A 23,321-nucleotide genomic window follows, 5' to 3' on the forward strand; every position below is an offset into this window, starting at 1 on the left:
GCCCGCGCGATGCTATCGGGCGGCCCTTTGTCTGTCTGGCGTTCAGGCCTAGTGCGGTGTGGCCTCGATATAGTCCCGCACGCGTTCTTCCAGGATCGCCAGCGGCATGGCGCCCTGGGTCAGGACGACATCGTGGAAGGCGCGGATGTCATAGGCCTCACCCAGCTCGGCTTCGGCGATGCCGCGCAGACGCAGAATCTCCAGCATGCCGATCTTGTAGGCATTGGCCTGGCCCGGATAGACGATATAGCGGTCGATCGCGTTCTCGACATCGCCCTGCGGATTGGGCGTGTTTTCGGCGAGATAGTCGACAGCCTGCTGGCGCGACCACTGGTGATGGTGAATGCCTGTGTCGACCACGAGGCGGCAGGCCCGCCACAGCTCCATCGCCAGGCGTCCGAAGTCGGAATAGGGGTCGGAATAGAAGCCGAATTCGAGCGGCAGATATTCGCTGTAGAGACCCCAGCCCTCGGTATAGGCGGTATAGCCGCCAAAGCGCCGGAAGGAGGGTACACCCTCGAGTTCCTGCATGATGGCCAGCTGCATGTGGTGGCCCGGAATGCCCTCATGATAGGCGAGCGCTTCCATCTGATAGGTCGGCATGTCGGCCATGTCGCGCAGATTGGCGTAATAATAGGCCGGCCGTGACCCGTCCGGCGCCGGACGGTTGTAGAAGGCCTTGCCGGCCGAAGCCTCGCGGAAAGGCTCGACCCGCCGCACTTCAAGCTCGGCGCGCGGGAAGGTGAAGAACATCTGCGGCAGCGTCTCGCGCATGGTGTCGATCAGTGCCGTGGCATCGGCGAGATAGGCTGTGCGGCCCGCCTCGTCGTTGGAATAGTAGAATTGCGGATCAGTGCGCATGAATTCGAAGAATTCCTGCAGGGAACCCTCGAAGCCGACCTGGGTCATGATGTCCTGCATCTCGCCATGGATGCGCGCGACTTCGGAGAGGCCGAGCTGGTGGATCTCCTCGGCCGAGATATCCATCGTCGTGTAGCCGTTGAGCAGGTAATTGTAGAACTCACCGCCGTCGGGATGTTTCCAGACACCATCATCGCTGGTCGCGCTCTCGGCCTGTTCCTCGAACAGGGCGATGACGCGGTGATAGGCCGGCTCGACCACTTCGCGCAGGGCCGTTGAGGCCTCGGCGAGCAGACGTTCGCGTTCGGCATCATCAATCTCGAGGCTGGTCACCTTGGCGCGGAAGTCCGACATCAGCGGGCTGTCCTGGCCATCCTCGAACGGAGCGCCGGAGATGATGTTGCGCGCTGTCGCGATCATCGGCTCATAGGTCCAGTCCGGCGTCGAGACGCCGAGCTCGAAGGAACGCCGGGCGTTCTCGATATTCTGGTCCATATAGGCGCCGAAATTGCGCAGGCGGCCGATATAGGCCTCGGCATCGGCGACCGTGTCGACGCGGTGATTATTGATCAGGAAGGTCGGCGCATTCATGTGCGGACCCGAGCGCGGCGTGAAGGTATAGCGATGATCGGCCCAGCGCTGGCCATCGGCCTCGCGTTGCACGTCGTATTCGAACAGACGCCAGGAAATCTGAGCGCTGTCGTTGAGCAGATCGAAGTCGAAATTCTCATGCATGTAGGCGAGATCGGCCTGGCTCAGTTCGTAGGATTCCCGATCGAAGGCCGGTGAGGCATCGCCCCACTGGTCATAATTGGTCTTGCGCCCGAGGAATGTCTGCATCATCGGCGAGCGGTCGACATCGCGCTGGAAGACCTCCTCGAACCAGGCATTGAGGCGTTCGGATTCGGCTGCAACGGCCTGGGTGTCCACCGCGGGCGTCGTATCCGAAGCCGGTGTCGCGGCAGGGGCTGGAGCAGCGGCATTGGTGTCGGTGTCCGAGCCGGTGGAGCCGGAACAGGCCGCCAGCAGGACGGCGAGGGCGGTACTGGCGAGGAGCGGTCTGAACTGTTTCATTTCTTGTCTTCCTATTGCGCCGTCTCGGCCCGCTTGGCCGCGACATAATCATTCACCAGTTCGGTCAGAACCGGTAGTGGCAGCGAACCATGCGTCAGCACGACATCATGGAATTCGCCGTAATCGAACGCGTCACCCAGCTCCTGCTGCGCGAAATCGCGCAGGGCGCGGATGCGCAATTGCCCGGTCTTGTAGGCCGTCGCCTGGCCCGGCCAGACGATATAGCGCTCGACCTCGCGGGTAATCTCCTCCTCGGTAAAGGAGGTGTTGGTGCGCAGATAGTCGATCGCATCCTGGCGGGTCCAGCGCATGGCGTGGATGCCGGTGTCGACGACCAGCCGGCCCGCGCGCCAGAGCTCATAGGCGAGGCGGCCGAAATCCTGATACGGGTCGGTGAACATGCCCATATCCTTGCCGAGGCTCTCGGCATAGAGCGCCCAGCCCTCGCCGAAGGCGGGCAGGTAGAGCAGGCGCTGGAACATCGGCGCCTCGCTGGCCTCCAGGGCCAGGGTGAGCTGGAAGTGATGGCCGGGAATGCCCTCGTGATAGGCCAGCGTTTCCATCTGGTAGAGCGGCAGGTTCCGCATGTTCAGCGTATTGGCGTAGAAAATGCCCGGACGTGTGCCGTCCATGCTGCCGGTGTTGTAGAAGGCTGTGGGTGAGCCGGCGGCGCGATAGGGCTCGACCTCGCGGGCGACGAGCTCGCCGCGCGGCATGGTGTCGAAATAATCCGGCAGGACTGTGCGGACCCGGTCGAAGATCGCGTCGATGCGGGACATGTATTCGGCCCGGCCTTCGTCGGTATTGGGCAGGTAGAACTGTTCGTCCGTGCGCATGAATTCGAAGAATTCCGCCATCGTCCCTTCAAACCCGACCTGGTCCATGATGCCCTGCATCTCGCCATGGATGCGCGCGATCTCGTCGAGGCCGGTCTGGTGCACTTCCTCCGGCGAGAGATCGACCATCGTCGTGAAATTGGCGAGCTGGGCCTGGTAATAGGCCTCGCCGCGCGGCAGCTTCCAGGCACCGTCGCGATCATCACTCATCTCGCGATGCCGTTCGAACATCGCCAGCAGGTCTGTATAGACAGGCCCGATCTGTTCGAGCAGCGCCGTCGTCGCACGGGCGATCAGATCGGCCTTGGCGGCGTCCTCGATGTCGAGCGCCTCGACCTTGGCGGTGAAATCGGCCAGCAGCGGCGAGATCTCACCGCTATCGTCGAAGGGCGCACCGGCGATCAGCTGGGCCGTATTGTCGATCAGATAGCCGAAGGCGAAGCGCGGCGGGATCACACCGGCCTGGGCCCGGCTTTCCGCCTGGTCCATCAATTCGCGCAGGATCGGAGCCATACCCTGCAGGCGGCGAATATAGGCCTCCGCCTGGTCAGGATTGGTAATGCGATGCTGGCTGATCAGCATCGTGGCCATGCCGGTATGCGGGCCGAACATCTGGGTGAAGATGTAGCGTTGGTCGCGGAAGCCGTAATTGCGGATCCCGGTCTCCTGCAGATATTCGAACACGCGGTAGGAGACCTTCGCTTCGGCGTCGAGCGCATCGAAATCAAATTCATCATGGAGCCGGGCCAGACGCTCGATACGCCGCTCATTGGCTGCAGCCGAAGCGGCCTCGCCAACCGGATCCCAGCGGCCATAGGCGTCGAGATCATCGACCTCGCCGAGCTGGGTCTGGGTTTCCGGCGACAGGGCCAGATCTTCCGCGAACAGACCGGCGAACCAGGCGTTGAGCCGCTGTGACTCGGTCTGTGCGGCCTCGGCGCTCTGCTCGACCGGTGCGGCCGTTTCGCTCGCCGCCGGTTGTGACGGCGAACAGGCGGCCATCAATGCCAAAAGCGACACCGCCATCGGTGCCTGGAATATACGACGCATCTCGATTCCCCGATGTCTTCCGCCGGCTGTCCTGCGAGGCTTTCGCCCGCGCCCGGCTTGCTCATTATCCGGACAATACCGTCAGCGGATATTCCGGTCCGGTCAAGACATGCCGTCAGGACAGCGGCGCCGGAGGCGGTGTGACCCGCCTCCGGCCCGCGGCATCAGTCAGCGCTGCGTGCGGCGAGCTTGTCGGCGATGTAGCCATCGACCAGTTCCGCCAGCAGGGTCAGCGGCACCGAGCCGTGCGTCAGCACGACATCGTGGAATTCGCCGTAATCGAAATCATCGCCCAGCTGGTCCATCGCGCGTTGGCGCAGGTCGAGAATGGTGAGCATGCCGATCTTGTAGGACACCGCCTGTCCCGGCCAGACGATATAGCGGCGGATTTCGTTCTGGATATCGGTATCCGCCATCGGTGTGTTCTCGGTCATGTAGTCGATGGCTTGCTGCTCGCTCCAGTGCAGATCGTGAATGCCGGTATCGACGACCAGGCGGGCGGCGCGGAAGACCTCGTAGGAGAGGCGGCCGAAATCCTTGTAGGGGTCGGTAAAGAAGCCCATGTCCTTGCCGAGGCTTTCGGCATAGAGCGCCCAGCCCTCGCCATAGGCGGAATACCAGGTCAGGCGCTGGAACATCGGCGCACTTTCGAGTTCCTGGGCCAGCGAACTCTGGAAATGGTGCCCCGGGGCGCCTTCATGATAGGCGAGGGTTTCCATCTGATAGCTCGGACTCTCCGCCATATGCGCCAGGTTGACGTAGTAGGCGCCGGGCCGGGAGCCATCGAGCGAACCGGGTTCATAGAAGGCACCGGTGGCCGTGGTGATGCGGTAATCCTCGACGGCGCGCACTTCCAGATCGGCTGCGGGCAATTGTCCGAAATAATCCGGTGCCGCTTGCATCACGCGGTCAATGATGGCGGTGGCCTCGGCGAGATAGGCCGCGCGGCCCTCCTCGGTATCCGGATAGTAGAATTGCGGGTCGGTGCGCAGGAAGGTGAAGAATTCCTGCAGCGTCCCCTCAAAGCCGACCTGCTCCATGATGGCGCGCATTTCGCCATGGATGCGGGCCACCTCGTCCAGACCGGTCTGATGGATGTCAGCCGCGGTTAGGTCGGTGCGGGTGGTGTAATTGGTCAGCTGGCTGCGATAATACTCTTCGCCATCGGGCAGGGCCCAGGCGCCATCATTGCGGCCGTCCGCCATTTCGGCATGACGCTCCATGACTTCGATCAGATGCTGATAGGCCGGTGCGACACCCTCGGTCAGGGCTGTGATGGCGCGGTCGATCAGCGCTGCCTTGTCGGCATCATCGATATCGAGAGCTTCGACCTTGGCAGTGAAGTCGGCCAGGATCGGCGAATCCTCGCCACTGTCGTCAAAGGGCGCCCCGGTGATGAAGCGCTGCGCCGCGCCGATCACGATCGGATAGGCAAAGGCTGGCGCAATAACGCCGGCCTGCGCCTGCGCCTCGGCCTGGGCGGTGTGGACTTCGAGCGTGTCGCCCAGGCTGGACAGGCGGCTGAGATAGGCCTCGGCCTGGTCGAGATTCTCGACCTGGTGATAGCCGATCAGCAGGGTCGGCATGTCGGTATGCGGACCGAAGAACTGGGTGAAGGTGTAGTTGTGATCGCGAAACTCGGCCTGCTGGGCATCATTGGCGGCGATGAATTCGGCGAAGCGCCAGCTGACCTGGGCCTCCTCGGTCAGGGCGTCATAGTCGAAATTCTCCTGCATGTAGCGCAGGCGGTCGGCCGCGCGCTGCAGGCCGGCACGGAAGGCAGCCTCCGAGGGATCATCCCATTGGCCATAGGCCTCCAGATCATCGAGCATGCCCAGATAGGTCTTGCCCTCGGGTGAGAAGGCGAGTTCGGCGGCGAACTGCTCGTCGAACCATGCATTGAGCCGTTCGGTCTCGGACTGGACTGCCGCGGTCGCCGCTTCGGCGCCGGTTTCGGTGGCGGTGGCCTCGCTCGGCGCCGCGGTGTTTTCGCTGGTCTGCGGCGAGCAGGCGGCCAGTAGAATCAGCGCGCTGCTGCCGGTCAGAAGTGATCGCAATGCCATGGTGGTTCATCCCCGTGTAAGTCGAAAATTGACTCTTTCTTAACGCGACGCGGCGAAGCGTAAAGATAATTAACCGTAACCCCGATTCTCCAGGCCGGCCGAGGCAAGACACGTGAACGGACCCGAAGTCCTCGACTTTGCACGCGATGCAATCTGGCTGACCCTCGCGATGGCCGGTCCGATCATGCTGACCGGTCTGACCGTGGGCATCGTGATCGCCCTGTTCCAGGCCTTGACCCAGATCCAGGAAATGACACTGGTCTTCGTGCCGAAGATCATCGCGATCTTTGTGTCCATGCTGATCTTTCTGCCGTTGATGGGCGCACTGCTCTCCGGCTTCATGGCCTCGGTTATCGAGCGGATCGTCAATCCATGATTCCCGACCTGCCAGGGCTGGTCTTCGCCGCCGGGCTCGTCTTCGCCAGGGTCGGCTCCATCCTGTTGCTGATGCCCGGCTTTGCCGAGCCGAGCATTCCGATGCGGATCCGACTTTCCTTTGCGCTGCTGGTCTCGCTGATGCTCGGACCGATCGTCGCGCCCTCCCTGCCACCGATGCCGGACCAGCCCCTGCCCATGGCCGGACTGGTGATGAGCGAGATGCTGGTCGGTCTGATGATCGGCGGCATCGCGCGGATCCTGATGTCGATGGCGGCGATCGCCGGCCAGGTGATCGGTATGCAGAGCGGTCTCGCCTTTGCCCAGACGTTCGACCCCTCGCAGGGCCAGCAGGGCGCGATCTTCGCCACGCTGCTCAATCTGACCTTCCTGGTCCTGATGTTCGCGACCAATCTGCATCACCTCCTGCTCCTGACGACGGCGAATTCCTATCTGGTCTTTCCGCCGGGGGAATTGCCGGCACTGGCCGATGCGGCGGAGTGGGCGCTCAACGCCTTCACCGACGCCTTCCGGCTCGGAATCCAGATCGCGGCGCCGATGATCGTGTTCGGCCTGGTCTTCTACCTGGCGCTCGGCGTGCTTTCGCGTCTGATGCCCCAGGCGCAGATCTTCTTCATCGCCATGCCGTCCAACATCATGGTCGGCCTGTTCATTCTCACCATATCGCTCGGCGCGATGAGCGCGGTCTGGCTCGACCGGATGCGCCAGTTCGCCCTTGATATGACCTAGCGAGGACGAGGATGGCCGAAGGCGAAGACGAAAGTCAGAAAACCGAGGAACCGACCCAGAAGCGGCTCGACGATGCGCGCGAGAAGGGCGATGTCGCCAAATCGCAGGAAGTGCCCGGCTGGTTTGTCCTTGCCGCGGGGCTGGCCCTGCTCAGCTTCATGTTCCCGCCGATGGCGCGCAATCTGGCCGGAACGCTGGTGGTCTACTTCGACCATGCCGACGCCTTTGCGACCGATCCCAATGCCTTGCTGGCGACCGTCCGCGCCACGGCCTGGCATGTTGCCCTGATCGTCGGCGTGCCCATCCTGGTGCTGGCCGGTGCCGGCTTCGCCGGACACTACCTGCAGCAGGGCATGATCTTCACCACTGACAAGATCCAGCCCAAGCTTTCCAAGATCAATCCGGTCGAGGGTTTCAAGCGGGTTTTCGGCCCGCAGGGTGTCGCCAACTTCCTCAAGGGTATCGGCAAGATGGGGCTGGTGGGCCTGGCCGCCTTCGTGGTGATCTATCCCAAGCGCGACCTGCTGGCCGGCATGCCGGCGCTTGATGTCTCGGAGATACTCGGTCTGGTGCGCCAGATTTCAATCGAGCTGATGCTCGCCTGCCTGGTCGTCTACGCGCTGATCGCCGCGGCCGACTATGCCTTCCAGAAGCAGAGCTTCATGAAGCGCAACCGCATGTCGAAGCAGGAAATCAAGGATGAGCACAAGAATTCCGAGGGCGACCCCCACGTCAAGGCGAAGCTGCGCCAATTGCGTCACGAGCGCTCACAGCGGCGCATGATGGCGCGGGTGCCTGAGGCGACGGTGATCATCACCAACCCGACCCATTACGCCGTCGCGCTCCTGTACGAGCAGGGCAAGACCTCGGCGCCGATCTGTCTGGCGCTCGGTGTCGACGAGGTCGCCCTGCGGATTCGCGAAGTGGCCAGGGAGCATGACATCCCGATCGTCGAGGATCCGCCACTGGCGCGGGCCCTGTTCGCGACCGCCGAGCTGGACCAGGAAATCCCCGTCGACCATTTCAAGGCCGTGGCCAAGATCATCGGCTATGTGCTGTCGCTTTCACGCGGTCGCGCACAATACGCTCCGAGCGAGTAGTCTGTACCCCAAGCTTTTTGATTCGTGCTGGAGCCTCCCATGGCTGAACTGCCCGCCTCCGATACCGACGCCCAGTCCGCAGCCGGGCGCAAGTCCTTCTGGTCGAAGCCCTTTGGCCGGGTCGCCTTCTGGGTCTGTGTCTTCATCGTCGGCCTGGCTGCGCTGGCGGCCCTGTTTGCCGCGGGCCAGGATGGCTGGCAGGGCTTCATCCTGTTGTCCGGCCTCGCTGCCATCGGCTTTCTGGTGCTCTACGCCATTGCTGCCGGCGAAACCGCCGGGCGCAGCATGCGCAAGCGGATCAACCAGAACCAGACCCCGAGCCCGGCCATGCTGGCCGGCCAGGCGATGGAGGCCTTCCCCGATCCGGTCCTGATGACCGACCAGCGCGGCGCGGCACGCTGGGCCAATGCGGCCTATCGCGATCTGGCGCGGGCCACGGCCGGTTTCGGCCAGAGTTTCGGCATTCCCGGCATTGACCGTATCTGGGCCGGCGCCGGTGGCGGTGACGGTGCTGTCTATCGTCTGGCCCGTGCCGCCGCGCGCGGTGAGGGGGCTTGCGAGCTGCTGCCACCGCTCGATCTCGCTGATGGCGGGATCGGGCAGTTCCACCTTGAAGCCATTCCGCAGCCCGACCAGATGATCCTGTGGCGCCTGACGCCGGTTGGTGATCGCTCGATGGGCCAGGCCTCGGCGATGGCGGACTGGTCGCAACATGCGCCCGTCGGCCTGTTTTCCTTGCGCGCCAATGGCGAGATCGCGATGGGCAATGCCACCCTGCGCGAATGGCTGGGCCTGATCGAGGGGCAGGCTTTCCCCACCCTTGGTGACGTGCTCACCGGCGATGGTGCCAAATCCGTGCTGCAGACGCGGGGCGGCGAGGGCGTCGCGCGCATTGATTGCCGTCTGCGGGCCCGCGACGGCATTGAAAGCCCGGTCGTGGTCGCAATCGAATGGGCGCCCGGAGAACCTTCGATCGGGCGCGGCGTGCTCTACGGCCTGTCGCCCACCGGTTCGCCGCCGGGCGTGGCCCAGTCGATGGGCGAGGCACGTCCGGCCGGGCGCACGCTCGACGACATGTTTGCCAGCGCCCCCTTCGGCGTGGTGCGTCTCGACGGTGCCGATCCGGAAAGCGCGATGATCGAGGACGTCAACCCGTCCCTGGTCCAGCTCTCGGGCGGCAAGGCGATCCCCGGGGTCAAGTTCCGCGAGATCTTCAACTGGGAAGACGGCCGCTCGGCGACCGATGCCTTCGCGGTTGCCATGGCCGGCGGCAAGGAGCCGGCCGAGGCACGGCTCGACAGCGAGGCGGCGACCTATGTCCACCTCGCCTTCGCCCCGGCGCGCGGCGGCAAGCGCGTCGCCTACATCATCGATGTGACGGCGTGGAAAGAGCTTGAGCGGCAATTCTCCCAGGCCAACAAGATGCAGGCGGTCGGCCAGCTGGCCGGTGGCGTCGCCCACGACTTCAACAATCTGCTCACTGCCGTGCGGCTCAATTGCGATGAATTGCTCAATCGCCACCCGGTCGGCGATCCCGATTATGGCGAGCTGCAATCGATCAACCAGACCGTGGTTCGCGCCGCCGGCCTGGTGCGCAAGCTGCTGGCCTTCTCGCGCAAGCAGACCTTCCGCATGGAAGCCATGGATATCGGTGACCTCCTGTCGGATGTCTCGGTGCTGCTGCGCCAGATCGTCGAGGAGACGGTGCGGCTCGATATCATCCATGGCCGCGACGTGCCGCTGATCAAGGTCGACAAGGGCCAGCTGGAAACCGCGATCATCAATCTCGCTGCCAATGCCCGTGACGCCATGCGTGACCAGGGCGGCGGTTCGCTGGTGATCCGCACCGCCGTGCTCTCCGATGAGGATGTGCGCAAGGCCGGCGGCCCCAATCCGCGGCCGGGTCCCTGGGTCTCTATCGCTGTCAGCGATGAAGGCCATGGCATGGATGCCGAAACGCTGGAGAAGATATTCGAGCCCTTCTTCACCACCAAGGAAGCGGGCAAGGGCACGGGCCTGGGCCTGGCGACCGTGTATGGCATCGTCAAGCAGTCCGGCGGTTTCCTGTTTGCCGACAGTGCTGTCGGCAAGGGCACGACCTTCACCATCTATCTGCCAGGTCACGTCCCCACCGATGCGGAGACGGCCGAGTTCAAGCAGGCCGAAGAGGCGCGCACGGTCGAGCCGGCTCCGGCCGATCTGTCGGGCCATGGCCGAATCTTGCTGGTCGAGGACGAGGACGCGGTGCGCAATATCGCGGCCAAGACCCTGGTCAAGCGCGGCTATGATGTGGTCGAGGCCTGCGATGGCGAGGAGGCCTTTGAAATCCTCGAGGACGATACCGAGGGCTTCGATCTCCTGCTCTCCGACGTCGTGATGCCGGGGCTTGATGGTCCCGGCCTGTTGCAGAAGGCGCGGCACATGCTGACCGATACCCGCATCGTCTTCATCTCCGGCTATGCCGCCGAAGAGTTCTCCAAGACCTTGTCGGAAGAGCAGGAAGTCTCCTTCCTGCCCAAGCCTTTCACCCTGATCCAGCTGGCCGAGAAGGTGAAGCAGGAGATGGTGAAGCGCGCCGAGAAGACCTGAGCCTGCACGAAAATCTCCACGCGGCTTGCCGCTGGAGGTTTGAGGTGCCTCCCCGGATGGGAGGTGTGCGGGACGCCGGCGAATGCCGGTTAGCGCAATAATGAGTTGAGACATTCGAGACGTCCCGCACGTGGAGATTTACTCAGGCCCCTCGCGGGTCCTGCCTCGAAATGACCGTGGAAGATTGGTCGAGCCCTAATGCCTCACTTCCCCGATCATGGCCCCACCGGAACTCGGGCTGTCACGCCTCTGTGCGGATGGGCTCCACGCTCCCGATCGCCGCAAGTGACTGAGCTCACGCCTCCCGTGCGACCGGAACGGGGCGATTATGCGCCAGGGTTCTGGGGGCGGGGATAAATCGCCTCCAAAAGACGTCATCCTGACGAAGGTCAGGACCCAGTTTCAAACGCGACGGGCATAGAATTGACGCCAGTTTTTCGTGCGTTGCCGCTCTGCGAACTGGGCCCTGACCTTCGTCAGGGTGACGCAGATTGTTGGGGCGGGGATGGCGCGGCGAATAGGGGGGCGGAACTTCTGGTCCTGTCGCTCCGGCGTGCACGCCACCGCCGCGCCCGTCATCATCACCGGCCTTGCCCCGGAGCGGGACCGGGGCAAGGCGATGATCGCCCGAATGAAGGGTGATGGGCAACAGGTGAGGTTACCTGTCTTGGGGCCGTGGCGGGCATGCGGATGCGGCCGTGGCCGGCAGCTGGCGTCCGGTCATGCCGGCAATTCGTGGGAAGCTGCGGCCTTGGCAGTATCGCCGGCCTGCGTGACGCTTTTCACGGTCAGGCGACGGACACGGCCATCGCGGGCGGTCCAGTCGATGGTCTGGCCGGCGGACAGACCGATCAGGGCGGCACCGATCGGCGTCAGGATCGAGACCTTGCCGGCTTCGATATCGGCCTCACCGGGGAAGACCAGGGTGACATGCTTTTCATCCCCGAGCTCGCTGGTGAAGCACAGGCTGGAGCCCATGCGCACGACTTTCGGTGCGATCTTGTTGTCAGCCACAACGCGTGCGCGGTCGAGCTCGGCCAGCAAGGGCTCGGCGACATTGGCGGACGTATCGGGCAGGGACTCGGCCAGTCGCCACAACCGTTCATGATCGGAACGGGTCATCGTGATCGCAGGCTTGAGTTTTCTTTTGGTAGCGGGAGCCATGGGCTGACCTCGTCATAAAACCTGAACCGCCGGCGCACTTCGGGTGTCGCTGCGGTCGAATTGGAAATTCTGGAGCTGTGTCGCGTAAGGGGCTGCGCTGTCGGGATTGCGGAACGCGCAATACGCAAAGCGAGCCTATACCCCTCGACCGGGGCGCGACGCGACTGGGCCGAGGGTCAGATGCCCGCGATGGGGCATGCCCTGTAAGAAGTCGGAAGCCGTCGTGTGGTCGTGTTCATGCTGTGAATCTCAGCCTTTGCCTGTCCAAAGTCAAGCTGGGCGGCAGGCAGCCTCGCATGGCCGGGCCGGCCGCTGCCGATTGGCGGCTCGCGGATCGGGGCATCGCTCTGGCCCGCCGCAGAACGCACCATTCATTAACAAGAGCGAGCCATGGTGTGGGCGTAAGCTGAATGGAATGGACCGGCCGGGATGGCGAACGCCGAACCCTTGGATTTGATACCGGAAGCCCCCCGCCGCGCGCGGGATGTGCTGGCGCGGCGGCTGGCCGATATTGTCGGCCTGCCATCAAGCCGCCTGACGCCGCGCGAGCGCTGGATCGTTGCCGACCTGCTGTTTGATATCCTCAAGGCGAGTGATGTCCCGGTGCGTCAGCGCTGTGCCCGCCGCCTTGCCGGCCTGGTCGAGGCCCCCAGCCGCCTGCTGCGCCTGCTGGCCTGTGATGATTTCGAAATCGCCCAGCCCATTCTCGAGGACTCCCGCGCCCTGACCGATTTCGACCTGCTCGAGATTGTGCAGGCCGGAACGCTGCAGCACCGGATGGCGATCGCCCGACGAGAGAATATCAGTGAAATCATCTCTGCAGCGCTCGTTGCCGCGGGCGAGCCGCCGGTGGTGGAATGCGTTCTGAAGAACAAGACCACGGCACTGGCCGCACCGACCATCGACCGCCTGGTCGGCGCTGCCCAGGACGAGGTGCGCTATGCGGCGCTTCTGATCCGCCGGGACGAATTACGCCCCGCCCAGGCCTTCCGCCTGTTCTGGGATTGCGAGCATTTTGAGCGCTACCAGATCCTCGAGCGCTTTGCGGTTGACCGCACCATCCTGATCGATTCCACCGAGGACATTTTCCCGATGGTGTCGAAGGAGGGCTGGGACGATCCGCTGGTGACCCGGGTGCTGCGTTATATTGATCGCCGCCAGCGCAATCGTGACGCGGCCCGGCTGAGCCCCTATGGCTCGCTGGAGGGCGCGATCGATGCCTTCTGCGTCGAAGGGGCGCAACCCGAACTCATCTCGGAAATCGCAACCCTGGCTGCGATCCACAAACGTCTTCTGCTGCGGATGATCGACGATATGGCCGGCGAGCCTCTGGCGATCCTGTGCAAGGCCACCGGCCTGAAATGGGCAAGTTTCCAGGGCCTCTGGGCCGGAATCGGGCGCCCGGCCCAGGATGATTCGGTTGAGCCGGCCCGCAAGGTTTATGACAGTCTGTCTGTGGAAAAGGCCCAGACTGTACTGCGCTACTGGAACCTCACCTTCGAGGATGCCGACAAGCGCTGAGCGGCATTTTTCAGGCCCGCTGCCGCAACTCACCCCTGACGAGAAACTTCCCGGCGCCTCTCCCGGTGCGGATGATCTGCGCTTGCCGTCCGGCTTGTCTGGTCAAGGCCGGTATGTCGGGTTAAAAGCCGAGGTTCAGGCGAATACGTGCGGGGAGTTTCCATGACTTACGGCGTCGGTTTGACGGCTATCCTTGTCCTGCTCTGGCTGACCTTGTCGGGCCAGTACACGCTCTCCGGTGATTATCCGTTGGTGATCGGTTTCGGTGTGTTGAGCGTGGCCGGAACGGTCGCCCTGGCGGCCCGGATGAGAATTCTCGATCGGGAGACGGTGCCGCTGGCGCCGGCCTGGTCGCTGGTCCCCTACTGGTTCTGGCTCGGCGGCGAGATCGTGGCGGCCAATTTCGCCGTATTGCGACTGGTGATGAAGCCGGACATGGATGTCGAGCCGCGGCTGGTGCGTGTGCCGGCCGAGCAGCGCTCCGGCCTTGGCCATGCCGTCTTCGCCAATTCAATCACGCTGACGCCGGGTACGGTGACAATCGATGTCGAGGAGGACGGGTTTCTCGTCCACGCCCTCGATACAAGCTTCACCGATCCGTCCGGCTTCGCCGAGATGGGTGCCCGGTCCGACGTTGCGTCCGATGGCAAGCGGAAGGTGCTCTAATGGGTCTGTTCAATTTCATCATTGCGCTCGGCATGGCCGGCGCGATGGCGATCATGCTGGCGCGCCTGTTTGCCGGGCCGACGCTGTATGACCGCGTTCTGGCGTCCAATTCCTTTGGCACCAAGACGATCCTCTTCCTGCTGGTCTTCAGTGCGATCTCCGGGCGGCAGGATGCGATCGACATCGCCATGCTCTATGCCCTGATCAATTTCGTCTCGACCATCGCGATCCTGAAATTCTTCCGCTATCGCTCGCTCGACATCGCGCTGGCGCAGATGTCGCTGCGCCGGGCCATCGACGGGGAGGACGATTGATGACCCTGGCTGAAATCGGACACCACCTGTTGTTTGCCCTCAGCGTCGCCTCGATGTCGGTCGGGCTCGTCTTTGTGCTGGCCGGCGCGATCGGCGTTATCCGCCTGCCTGACTTCTACACCCGGATGCATGCGGCCGGCGTCACCGACACGCTCGGCGCCGAACTCATCATCATGGGGCTGATCTTCCAGGCCGGTGACTGGCAGACCGTTGCCAAGCTTGCCCTGGTGGCGCTGCTCCTCTTCCTCACCAGCCCGACGGCGACCCATGCCGTGGCCAATGCGGCTCACCGCGCCGGACACAAGCCGGATCTGGCTCATTTCAAGCCGAAGCATCCGCGTGAGCTCGGCCAGGAGGAGGGTCAGGCATGAGTGATCTCACCCAATATCTCGACTATGCCCTGATGGCGATGTTGTTCGCGGTCGGGATCGCCATCGTGCGATTGCGCAACCTGTTTGCGATCGTGATGCTGATGGGCGTCTACAGCCTGCTGTCGGCGGCCTGGTTTGTCTCGCTCGATGCGGTCGATGTGGCCTTCACCGAGGCGGCGGTCGGCGCGGGGATTTCAACCGTTCTCCTGCTCGGCGCAATGCTGCTGACGGCACGCGAGAGCGAGCCGACGAAGGCCTCCCGTCACTGGGCGGCGCTGGCTGTCGTGGTCACCGCCGGTGCGGCACTGCTGTATGCCGTGCCCGACATGCCGGTCTATGGCGATGCTGAATCCCCGGCGAATTCCTATGTCGGGCGGGAATATCTCGAGCGCACGCCCGAGGATATCGCGGTGCCCAATATCGTGACGGCCGTGCTGGCCAGCTATCGCGGCTATGACACGCTCGGCGAAACCATGGTGATCTTCACCGCCGGTCTCGGCGTGGTCCTGCTGCTCGGTTTCGGCACCCGGCGCCGTGACCCCAAGGCGAAGAGCAAGAAGGGAAAGGCGGCGTCGTGAATCCACATCTGATCCTGAGTGTCGTTTCCAAACTGCTGATCCCTGTGATCATGGTGTTCGGATTTTACGTCCAGTTCCACGGCGATTTCGGTCCGGGCGGCGGGTTCCAGGCGGGCGTCATTCTCGCCGTTGCCGTGATCCTCTATGCCCTGATCTTCGGGATCGATGAGGCCCAGCGCGCGGTGCCGCCGACGGCGATCCGCTATGGCGCGGCCCTCGGCCTGCTGCTTTATGCCGGGGTCGGGATCGCGGCGATGTTGATGGACGGTGCCGGCGAACCGCTGAACTTCCTCGACTACGACGCCCTGCATCCCGATCAGGGCCATCATACCGGGCAGCATTACGGCATCATGCTGGTTGAGCTTGGGGTGTTGCTGACGGTCTCGTCGGTGATGTTGTCGGTATTCTACGCCTTCGCCGGGCGGATCCCCGATATTGCGGACGAGGACTGGTAGAATGCTCGATATGCTGCTCGAACGTTTCAACTATATCCCGATCCTCATCCTGATGATGACGGGGCTGTATGTGGTGTTTGCGACCGGCAATCTGGTCAAGCGCCTGGTCGGCCTGTCATTGTTCCAGACCTCGGTCTGCCTGTTCTACATCAACATGGCCAAGGTGTTCGGCGGCCAGCCGCCGATCGTGGCCGAGCACCATGCCGCTGACGCTGCCGATCATGGCGCTGCTGCCGTCGAGCACGGCGCTGCCGCGGCCGGGCACGTTGCCGAAACCGTCATTTATGCCAACCCCCTGCCGCACGTGCTGATCCTGACCGCGATCGTGGTCGGCGTCGCGACGCTGTCGGTCGGACTCGCCCTGGTGGTGCGCATTCGCGAAGCCTATGGGGTGATTGAGGATGATGCCTTGAATACTGCCGATTACTCGCGTGAGACAGGAGCCGCCGGCTGATGGAATTTCTGGCTCACCTTCTACCGGCGGCCATCGCCGCGCATGCGCCTGTGCTTCTGGTCGTGATCCCGCTGATCCTCGCACCGATCGCGGCCCTGATGCCCAATGGCCGCCTGGCCTGGGGCGTGGCCCTGCTGGGTGCGATTGTCGTGGCCGTCATGGCCCTGGTTCTGATGGGCGAGATTTCGACCGCGGGCGCGATCAGCTATCATCTCGGCGGCTGGGCGCCGCCCCTGGGGATCGAGTATCGCGTTGATGCGCTGAACGTCCCGATCCTGTTGCTGGTGGGCCTGGTCGGCCTGCTGTGCACGATCTACGCCTTGCCGACCGTGGCCGACGAAATCGAGCCGGACAAGCAGCCGATGTTCTATTCGGCTTTCCTGGTCTGCTTTACCGGCCTGCTCGGCGTCACCATCACCGGCGATGCCTTCAATGTCTTCGTCTTCCTGGAAGTCTCCTCGCTCTCGACCTATGCGCTCGTCGCCATGGGCGGCGGCAAGGATCGCCGGGCGCTGACGGCCTCGTACAACTACCTCATTCTCGGCACGATCGGCGCGACCTTCTTCGTGATCGGTGTCGGCTTCCTCTACATGGCGACCGGCACGCTCAACATGGCCGATATCGCGCGCATTCTGGCGGAGAATGGTCATACCCGGGTGACCGAGGCAGCCTTCGCCTTCATCGTCGTCGGGCTGGGTCTGAAGGCGGCCATGTTCCCGCTGCATGTCTGGCTGCCCAACGCCTATGCCTTTGCACCGAATTTCGTCACCGCCTTCCTCGCCTCGACCGCGACGAAAGTGGCCTTCTACGTCCTGATCCGCTTCGTGTTCTCGGTCTTCCATCCGGAAGTCAGCTTCGTGGCGATTTCCTTCACCTGGATCTTCGCCGTGCTCGGCACGGTCGGCATGATCGTGGCGTCGGTGCAGGCCATCTTCCAGAACGACCCGCGCCGGGTGCTGGCCTATTCCTCGGTTGCCCAGGTCGGCTACATGATGCTTGGCCTGGGTATCGGCACGCAGGCAGGCCTGTCGGCCGGACTGCTGCACCTGATGAACCATGCGATGATGAAGGGCGCGCTCTTCATGGCGCTTGGCGCCTTCGCCCTCAAATTCGGCGTCCGCAGCATGGACAGCCTCAACGGGCTCGGCCGCACCATGCCGGTGTCCGCCAGCGCCTTCACCATTGCCGGCCTGTCGCTGGTCGGTGTGCCGCTGACGGTCGGCTTCACCTCGAAATGGTATCTGATCCTCGCCGCGCTTGATCGCGACTGGTGGTGGGCTGTGGCGGCGCTGATCGTCTCCTCGCTGCTGGCGCTGGTCTATATCGGACGCATGCTGATGGCGATCTGGATGCAGGAACCGCCGAGCCACCAGGGCAAGGCGATGCCGGCGACCATGGCGCCCTGGGCCGCCGTGGTGCCGATGTCGATCCTGGCGATTGCCAATGTGTATTTCTTCTTCAACGCCGCCCCGCTCGTGTATCTGGCACGTGAGGCTGCCGAAGCCATGATGGGAGGGCGCTAGATGATGTGGTCTCCCGAACTTGCCCTGGCGCTGGCGCTGGCGATCCCGTCGCTCGGCGGCGTCATGGTCGCCCTGCTGGGCTCGCGCCCGAATCTCCGTGAGGGCGCAACCCTCGTCTCCGGCGTCCTGCTGGCCCTCAATGTCGCCTATCTGGTGGAGATTGCCCCCAGCCATCCGACCCTGATCCTGGCCTCGGTCGCGCCGGGTCTGGAACTGACCTTCACGCTCGAGCCGCTCGGCGCGCTGTTCGCCGCCGTGGCGAGTGGTCTGTGGCTGATCAATTCGCTGTATTCGATCGGCTATATGCGCGGCAATAACGAGAAGAACCAGACGCGCTTCTATGTCTGTTTCTGCATCGCCATTGCCGCCGCCATGGGCGTCGCCCTGTCGGGCAATCTGCTCACGATGTTCGTCTTCTACGAAGTGCTCACCCTGTCGACCTATCCGCTGGTCACGCACAAGGGCGATGCCGCGGCGCGGCGTGGTGGCCGGATTTACCTCACCATCCTGCTGGGCACCTCGATCGGCCTGCTCCTGCCGGCTGTGATCGCGACGCAATTCATTGCCGGATCGACGGATTTCGTTGCCGGCGGCTTGCTCGCGCTCAACGAGGCGACACCGTTGATGGCCGGCATCCTGCTGGTGATGTTCGCCTTCGGTATCGGCAAGGCTGCCCTGATGCCGGTGCATCCATGGCTGCCCAATGCCATGGTCGCACCGACGCCGGTCTCCGCCTTCCTGCACGCCGTGGCCGTCGTCAAGGCGGGCGTGTTCGCGATGCTGAAGGTCGGGGTCTATATCTTCGGACCGGCCCTGATCGTCGCGACGCCAACCTCGCTGCCGCTGGCCTGGATCGCGGCCGGCTCCATCGTGCTGGCCTCGATGATCGCGCTAACCAAGGACAATCTCAAAGCCCGGCTGGCCTATTCCACCATCAGCCAGCTCTCCTATGTCACCCTGGCCGTGATGCTCGGCTCGCCCCTGGCCATGCTGGGCGGGGCGCTGCAGATCGTGATGCACGCCTGGGCCAAGATCACGCTCTTCATGAGCGCCGGTGCGATCTATACGGCGACCAAGAAGACCAATATCTCGCAGATGCGCGGTCTCGGCCGTCACATGCCCTGGCTGTTCGGTGCCTACACGATCGGTGCCCTGTCGATCATCGGCCTGCCGCCACTTGCGGGCATGTGGCCGAAAGTCTTCCTGCTGCAGGGCGCATTCGAGTCCGGTCATGTCATCCTGGCCGTGGCGCTGATTGCCTCGTCCCTGCTGAATATTGCCTATCTGCTGCCGCTGTCGGCACGCGGGTATTTCGAGCCGCCCGAAGAGGCCCGGCTGAAGAAGCCGGCGCCGGTGCTGGTGATCCTGCCGCCGGTGATCACGGCCGCTGGCGTGATCATCCTGTTCTTCCTGATCGGCCCGCTGCGGGATTACCTCCTGCCTGTGTTTGAACCGGTCGCGATTGTCGAGACAGCCTTATGAGTCAGAAACCCAGCAAAAAAGACGATCTCATTCATCCGATCGCGCGGCCGTTTCTGTGGCTTGAAGCCGACTGGCTCAAGGCGAGTCTGGTCTGGGTGCTTGGCGTGCTGACCATTGGTCTGGCGGCAATCGATTTCTTCCACCATCGCCATGAATATCTGGAATTTGCCCAGATGCCGGGCTTCTACGCCCTGGCCGGCTTTGGCAGTTTCGTGCTGGCCGTGATGGGGGGCTGGTTCATCATCCGCCGCTTCCTCGGCCGCGAGGAGAACTACTGGGACGGGGAGGCCGGCGATGAGTGAACTGTTCGGCAATATCTCACCCGCCCTTCCGATTATCATCGCCGGGCTGATCGCGGCCGTCGTGCCGAACAATCTGGTTCGCAAGGTCCTGGCGCTGGTCGCGCCGGTGCTGGCCGGGCTGTGCTGGTATTCGCTCGATATCGGGCATTACGGCATTGTCGAATTCGGCGGCTTCACGCTCGAAACCCTGCGCTATGACGAACTCAGCCGCATCTGGGGCCTGATCTTCATCATCGCCGCCTTCCTCAACGGGCTTTACGGCCTGCACGAGAAGGACCGCATCACCGATGCCGCCGGGCTGATCTATGCCGGCGGCGCGCTCGGCGCCGTGTTTGCCGGCGATCTGATGACGCTCTTCCTGTTCTGGGAAGTGACCGCGATCTCCTCGGTCTTCCTGATCTGGAGCGCGCGCAACAAGGCCGCCACCAAGGCCGGCCTGCGCTATCTGGCCATCCATGTCCTGTCGGGCGTACTCTTGCTGACCGGTGCGGTGATCCATGCCGGTGAGACCGGCAGCTGGGCGTTTGAGCATATCGGCCTCAACACGCCGGGCGGCTTCCTGATCTTCATTGCCTTCGGCATCAAGTGCGCCTTCCCCTTCCTGCACAACTGGCTGCAGGACGCCTATCCCAAGGCGACGGTGGTGGGCACGGTGATCCTGTCAGCTTTCACGACCAAGATGGCGGTCTATGCCCTGGCGCGCGGCTTCGCGGGCGAGGACAGCCTGATCTATATCGGCGCCATCATGACGATCTTCCCGGTTTTCTTTGCCGTGGTCGAAAACGATCTGCGCAAGGTTCTGGCCTACTCGCTGAACAACCAGCTCGGCTTCATGGTCGTGGGTATCGGCATCGGTACCGATCTGGCGATCAATGGCGCAGCAGCGCACGCCTTCGTGCACATCCTCTACAAGGGCCTGCTGTTCATGAGTATGGGCGCGGTCCTGATGCGGGTTGGTACGGTCAAGGCCTCCGAGCTGGGCGGGTTGTTCAAGTCCATGCCGGCAACGGCGGTGTTCTGCCTCGTCGGCTCGGCCTCCATTTCCGCCTTCCCGCTCTTCTCCGGCTTTGTCGCCAAGTCGATGATCCTGGCCGCCGTGGCCCAGGATGGTCACTGGCTGGTCTGGCTGGCCCTCGTCTTCGCTTCGGCCGGGGTGCTGGAGCACTCGGGGATCAAGATCCCGTTCTTCGCCTTCTTCAGCCATGATCGCGGCCACCGGGTTCGCGAGGCTCCGGTCAACATGCTGATGGCGATGGGGCTGGGCGCACTGCTGTGCATCTATCTCGGGATCAATTACGGTAAGCTCTACGATTTGCTGCCGTACCAGAACGCGATCTACCAGCCCTATACCTTCGATCACGTGGTCGGTCAGATGCAGCTCTTGATCGGGGCGATCTTCGCCTTCGCCTTCCTGCTCAAGATCGGTGCCTATCCGGACGAGAAACGGTCGGTGAACCTGGACACAGACTGGGTCTATCGCCGCTTCGGCGACGGGCTGGCGCGCTGGACCTGGCTGATGCTCGACCGGCTTTCGGCGGCGGCAGGCAATGCCTGGGGCCGTTTGATGAGCGGCATCGGCGGCCGGCTCTATCAGGTATTCAGTCCTATGGGCGCCCTGAGCCGAGATATCCCCAGTGGGATGCTCGCGATCTGGACCAGCGCGCTCCTCGCCATCGTCCTGATCATCGCCTATTTTTCGGCCTGATATTTCAATCGGGTAAGTAAAGTGCTGGCCGCGTGACCCGCAGGGGTTGCGCGGCCTTTTCTTGCGACCCGATTAGGAATATTATCCCCGCCTGGGTGTGGCCCTCCTAGCATGGGCGGGCCGGGGTGACGGAAAGGACGCTCCGGTTCGTGAAGATCGGGAGCGCAAGATGACGCAAGATGTTTCAAGGGCGAATGAGGATATCGCCCGGGCCCGTCTGGCCCAGAGTGCAGTTGCCTATGCCTTTGGCGTCCCGCCGGAGGAACTCGAGGCCCCGACCCGCCGCTCGCGCGAGGCCGCATTCGCCCGCCAGGCCGCCATGTATCTCGCCCATGTCGCATTTGAACTGTCCCTGACCCGCGTCGCCCAGGCCTTCGGCCGCGACCGCTCGACGGCGGCCCATGCCTGCCACCGGATCGAGGACCAGCGCGACGATTACGGCTTTGACCAATCAATGGACGCGCTGGAGGCCTGCCTGCGCGCGGCACCGCAACCGGGCGAGCCGGGTTGATGCCGGCGGTGTGCGAGACCGAACCGCGCTGGCTACGCTGTCTGGCGCGCAAGGGGGCGGCCCTGAAGCCGTGTAGCGAGGCTTCAGGCGGCTTGGCTGTCTATCCCGGCGGCGATCGCCGCCGCCGGCCCCTGGCCCGCCTTGATGCGCGGCAATTGCGCGAAGCGCTGGCCAGCGGCCTGTTGAGCCAGGATGGCGAGAAGATTGAACTGGGTGCGCCCGGACGCGCGGCGCTTCGACGGATGCAGGGCGGGGAATTTGCCGGCCAGCATCGCACCATGGCGGCGACATCCATTCTCGGGCAGGACGGGCGGCTTCAGCCGGTTCAGGTCAATACACAGGAAGGCACGCTCGGTCGCTGGGCGGCGTATCTCGATCCGTCCGAACTGGCGGCGGCTGAGCGGTTTTGCGCCGACTATGCCCGTTCCAGCCTGCATCAGCAGACAACCCGCAATTGGGACCTGACCGCGCCCGCGCGGCAGAAGGGCTGGCGGGGCGGGCCCGATGCGGTACCGCTCGCCGCGATGGCGGCCAAGGATCGGGTCATGGACGCACTCTCGGCTGTCGGCACGGGGCTGGAACCGGTTCTGGTGGCAGTGTGTATTCGCGGTGAGGGGATCAGCGCCGTCGAACGCCGCTTTGGCTGGGCGCAGCGGTCAGGCCGGACGGTCCTGAAGCTGGCGCTGCAGCAATTGGCCCGGCACTACGGCATCACGCGCTAGGCGGCTGCGGCACCGCGGATACGCCCGATCATCGAGTTCAGCCCGTTGGAGCGCTGCGGTGACAGGTGTTCCGACAGGCCGATCCGGCCCAGCACTTCGCGTGCATCGACCGACAGGATCTCCTCGCGGCTGCGGCCCGAATACAGGCGCAGCAGCAGGGCGGCGAGGCCGCGCACGATATGGGCATCGCTGTCGGCCCGGAATTCAAGACAATCATTCTCGCCGGGTTCGACGATCAGCCAGACCTGGCTGACACAGCCTTTCACGCGGCTTTCCTCGGTGCGCTCTGCCTCTGGCAGTGCGGGGAGGACCTTGCCCATGTCGATCAGGTAGCGATAGCGCTGTTCCCAGTCGTCCAGCAGATCGAATTCCTCGACCAGATCCTCGACTTCAGCTTGGATTGTGGTGTGTGTCATCACAGCGAGTTAAGGCGCGCTGCGGGCAGGATCAAGGCGCAGTTGCGGTGAAGGTCGCGCCGGGCTCAGGAATTCGCCGTGTTGCGCTCGTCAATAGCCGCTTCGATCCGGTTTGCGGCGAAGCCGGCGAGGAAGTCGCCGAGCTGCACCGCTTCGGCTCCGGCCTCGCAAAGCGCTTCGCGGTCGATACACCAGCTGCCGAGGGCTTCGCCGGCGTCAATTTGGGTGGACGCCGTGTTGAACTGCAAGTCAAAGCCTTCGCCCGCGAAATCACGTGGAACGAAAACCGACACAATGGCCAGCCAGAAAGCAGCGCGCAGAAAGAACATCATCACCAAACCTCATACCAACACCGTTGCCGGTCGTACCGACATTGGTTGCAGGATCGAGGCTAGGGAAAGTTTTCAGCTATTGCACGCGATTCCGGGGTTTAGCGAAA

The 23,321-nt window shown here is 63.6% G+C and carries 23 protein-coding genes; 17 read left to right on the plus strand and 6 right to left on the minus strand.

Annotation, left to right across the window (positions count from 1 at the left end):
• Nucleotides 1-48: 48 nt before the first annotated feature.
• The 3 genes from ACN0YF_RS05105 to ACN0YF_RS05115 all read right to left on the minus strand — a co-directional run bounded on the left by ACN0YF_RS05105 (nucleotide 49) and on the right by ACN0YF_RS05115 (nucleotide 5,884).
• On the minus strand, nucleotides 49-1,935 hold the full coding sequence (locus ACN0YF_RS05105) for a DUF885 domain-containing protein (protein WP_417493577.1): 1,887 nt from the start codon (nucleotides 1,933-1,935) through the stop codon (nucleotides 49-51).
• A gap of 11 nt (nucleotides 1,936-1,946) precedes the next feature.
• Complete coding sequence (locus ACN0YF_RS05110; RefSeq protein WP_417493578.1) at nucleotides 1,947-3,821, minus strand: DUF885 domain-containing protein; 1,875 nt, start codon at nucleotides 3,819-3,821, stop codon at nucleotides 1,947-1,949.
• A 164-nt stretch (nucleotides 3,822-3,985) separates the two neighbouring features.
• Entirely contained in the window at nucleotides 3,986-5,884 is a 1,899-nt protein-coding gene (locus ACN0YF_RS05115; protein ID WP_417493579.1) for a DUF885 domain-containing protein, read from the minus strand.
• A gap of 112 nt (nucleotides 5,885-5,996) precedes the next feature.
• Here ACN0YF_RS05115 and fliQ point away from each other — a divergent pair, with 112 nt between their 5' ends.
• Genes fliQ through ACN0YF_RS05135 form a run of 4 tightly spaced genes read left to right on the plus strand, consistent with a single transcriptional unit; the run spans nucleotide 5,997 to nucleotide 10,698 of the window.
• Entirely contained in the window at nucleotides 5,997-6,260 is a 264-nt protein-coding gene (gene fliQ, locus ACN0YF_RS05120; RefSeq protein ID WP_417482146.1) for a flagellar biosynthesis protein FliQ, read from the plus strand.
• The gene (fliR, locus tag ACN0YF_RS05125; RefSeq protein WP_417482145.1) at nucleotides 6,257-7,009 is read left to right on the plus strand and encodes a flagellar biosynthetic protein FliR; all 753 of its coding nucleotides are present in this window, start codon (nucleotides 6,257-6,259) and stop codon (nucleotides 7,007-7,009) included. Before fliQ ends, fliR begins: the two co-directional genes overlap by 4 nt.
• A gap of 11 nt (nucleotides 7,010-7,020) precedes the next feature.
• Complete coding sequence (gene flhB / locus ACN0YF_RS05130) at nucleotides 7,021-8,109, plus strand: flagellar biosynthesis protein FlhB (RefSeq protein ID WP_417482144.1); 1,089 nt, start codon at nucleotides 7,021-7,023, stop codon at nucleotides 8,107-8,109.
• A 39-nt stretch (nucleotides 8,110-8,148) separates the two neighbouring features.
• On the plus strand, nucleotides 8,149-10,698 hold the full coding sequence (locus tag ACN0YF_RS05135; RefSeq protein WP_417493580.1) for an ATP-binding protein: 2,550 nt from the start codon (nucleotides 8,149-8,151) through the stop codon (nucleotides 10,696-10,698).
• Between the two features lie 720 nt (nucleotides 10,699-11,418).
• Here ACN0YF_RS05135 and rnk read toward each other — a convergent pair.
• Nucleotides 11,419-11,862, minus strand: a complete 444-nt coding sequence (gene rnk, locus ACN0YF_RS05140) for a nucleoside diphosphate kinase regulator (RefSeq protein WP_417483026.1) — start codon at nucleotides 11,860-11,862, stop codon at nucleotides 11,419-11,421.
• Nucleotides 11,863-12,309: 447 nt separating this feature from the next.
• Between rnk and ACN0YF_RS05145 the strand changes: the two genes are divergently transcribed.
• From ACN0YF_RS05145 to ACN0YF_RS05205, 13 genes are all read left to right on the plus strand, one after another.
• On the plus strand, nucleotides 12,310-13,383 hold the full coding sequence (locus ACN0YF_RS05145) for a DUF2336 domain-containing protein (protein ID WP_417483025.1): 1,074 nt from the start codon (nucleotides 12,310-12,312) through the stop codon (nucleotides 13,381-13,383).
• 162 nt (nucleotides 13,384-13,545) lie between these two features.
• Complete coding sequence (locus tag ACN0YF_RS05150; RefSeq protein WP_417483024.1) at nucleotides 13,546-14,049, plus strand: Na+/H+ antiporter subunit E; 504 nt, start codon at nucleotides 13,546-13,548, stop codon at nucleotides 14,047-14,049.
• Nucleotides 14,049-14,363, plus strand: coding sequence for a monovalent cation/H+ antiporter complex subunit F (locus tag ACN0YF_RS05155; RefSeq protein WP_417483023.1), 315 nt, complete (start codon nucleotides 14,049-14,051; stop codon nucleotides 14,361-14,363). Before ACN0YF_RS05150 ends, ACN0YF_RS05155 begins: the two co-directional genes overlap by 1 nt.
• Nucleotides 14,363-14,734 (plus strand): monovalent cation/H(+) antiporter subunit G, encoded by a 372-nt coding sequence (gene mnhG, locus ACN0YF_RS05160; protein ID WP_417493581.1) that lies wholly within the window; start codon nucleotides 14,363-14,365, stop codon nucleotides 14,732-14,734. Before ACN0YF_RS05155 ends, mnhG begins: the two co-directional genes overlap by 1 nt.
• The gene (locus ACN0YF_RS05165) at nucleotides 14,731-15,312 is read left to right on the plus strand and encodes a DUF4040 domain-containing protein (protein WP_417483021.1); all 582 of its coding nucleotides are present in this window, start codon (nucleotides 14,731-14,733) and stop codon (nucleotides 15,310-15,312) included. The genes mnhG and ACN0YF_RS05165 overlap by 4 nt, the downstream gene beginning before the upstream one ends.
• Nucleotides 15,309-15,767 carry a Na(+)/H(+) antiporter subunit B gene (locus ACN0YF_RS05170; RefSeq protein ID WP_417483020.1) on the plus strand — a complete coding sequence of 153 codons (459 nt, stop codon included), beginning with the start codon at nucleotides 15,309-15,311 and terminating at the stop codon, nucleotides 15,765-15,767. Before ACN0YF_RS05165 ends, ACN0YF_RS05170 begins: the two co-directional genes overlap by 4 nt.
• A 1-nt stretch (nucleotide 15,768) precedes the next feature.
• Entirely contained in the window at nucleotides 15,769-16,221 is a 453-nt protein-coding gene (locus ACN0YF_RS05175; protein WP_417483019.1) for a cation:proton antiporter subunit C, read from the plus strand.
• The gene (locus ACN0YF_RS05180) at nucleotides 16,221-17,744 is read left to right on the plus strand and encodes a monovalent cation/H+ antiporter subunit D family protein (protein WP_417493582.1); all 1,524 of its coding nucleotides are present in this window, start codon (nucleotides 16,221-16,223) and stop codon (nucleotides 17,742-17,744) included. Before ACN0YF_RS05175 ends, ACN0YF_RS05180 begins: the two co-directional genes overlap by 1 nt.
• On the plus strand, nucleotides 17,745-19,226 hold the full coding sequence (locus tag ACN0YF_RS05185; protein WP_417493583.1) for a proton-conducting transporter membrane subunit: 1,482 nt from the start codon (nucleotides 17,745-17,747) through the stop codon (nucleotides 19,224-19,226). It begins immediately after the preceding gene.
• Entirely contained in the window at nucleotides 19,223-19,528 is a 306-nt protein-coding gene (locus ACN0YF_RS05190; RefSeq protein WP_417483016.1) for a hypothetical protein, read from the plus strand. Before ACN0YF_RS05185 ends, ACN0YF_RS05190 begins: the two co-directional genes overlap by 4 nt.
• Nucleotides 19,521-21,233 (plus strand): Na(+)/H(+) antiporter subunit D, encoded by a 1,713-nt coding sequence (locus ACN0YF_RS05195; RefSeq protein WP_417483015.1) that lies wholly within the window; start codon nucleotides 19,521-19,523, stop codon nucleotides 21,231-21,233. Before ACN0YF_RS05190 ends, ACN0YF_RS05195 begins: the two co-directional genes overlap by 8 nt.
• 169 nt (nucleotides 21,234-21,402) lie before the next feature.
• Entirely contained in the window at nucleotides 21,403-21,744 is a 342-nt protein-coding gene (locus tag ACN0YF_RS05200; protein WP_417483014.1) for a helix-turn-helix domain-containing protein, read from the plus strand.
• Between the two features lie 8 nt (nucleotides 21,745-21,752).
• Nucleotides 21,753-22,466, plus strand: coding sequence for a DUF6456 domain-containing protein (locus ACN0YF_RS05205; RefSeq protein WP_417493584.1), 714 nt, complete (start codon nucleotides 21,753-21,755; stop codon nucleotides 22,464-22,466).
• Here ACN0YF_RS05205 and ACN0YF_RS05210 read toward each other — a convergent pair.
• Together ACN0YF_RS05210 and ACN0YF_RS05215 are read right to left on the minus strand one after the other, a co-directional pair.
• On the minus strand, nucleotides 22,463-22,882 hold the full coding sequence (locus ACN0YF_RS05210; protein WP_417493585.1) for a SufE family protein: 420 nt from the start codon (nucleotides 22,880-22,882) through the stop codon (nucleotides 22,463-22,465). The genes ACN0YF_RS05205 and ACN0YF_RS05210 overlap by 4 nt on opposite strands.
• 65 nt (nucleotides 22,883-22,947) lie before the next feature.
• Nucleotides 22,948-23,214, minus strand: coding sequence for a hypothetical protein (locus ACN0YF_RS05215; protein ID WP_417483011.1), 267 nt, complete (start codon nucleotides 23,212-23,214; stop codon nucleotides 22,948-22,950).
• Between the last annotated feature and the right edge of the window lie 107 nt (nucleotides 23,215-23,321).

It is taken from the genome of Maricaulis sp., from assembly GCF_048270265.1.
Taxonomy (GTDB): domain Bacteria; phylum Pseudomonadota; class Alphaproteobacteria; order Caulobacterales; family Maricaulaceae; genus Maricaulis.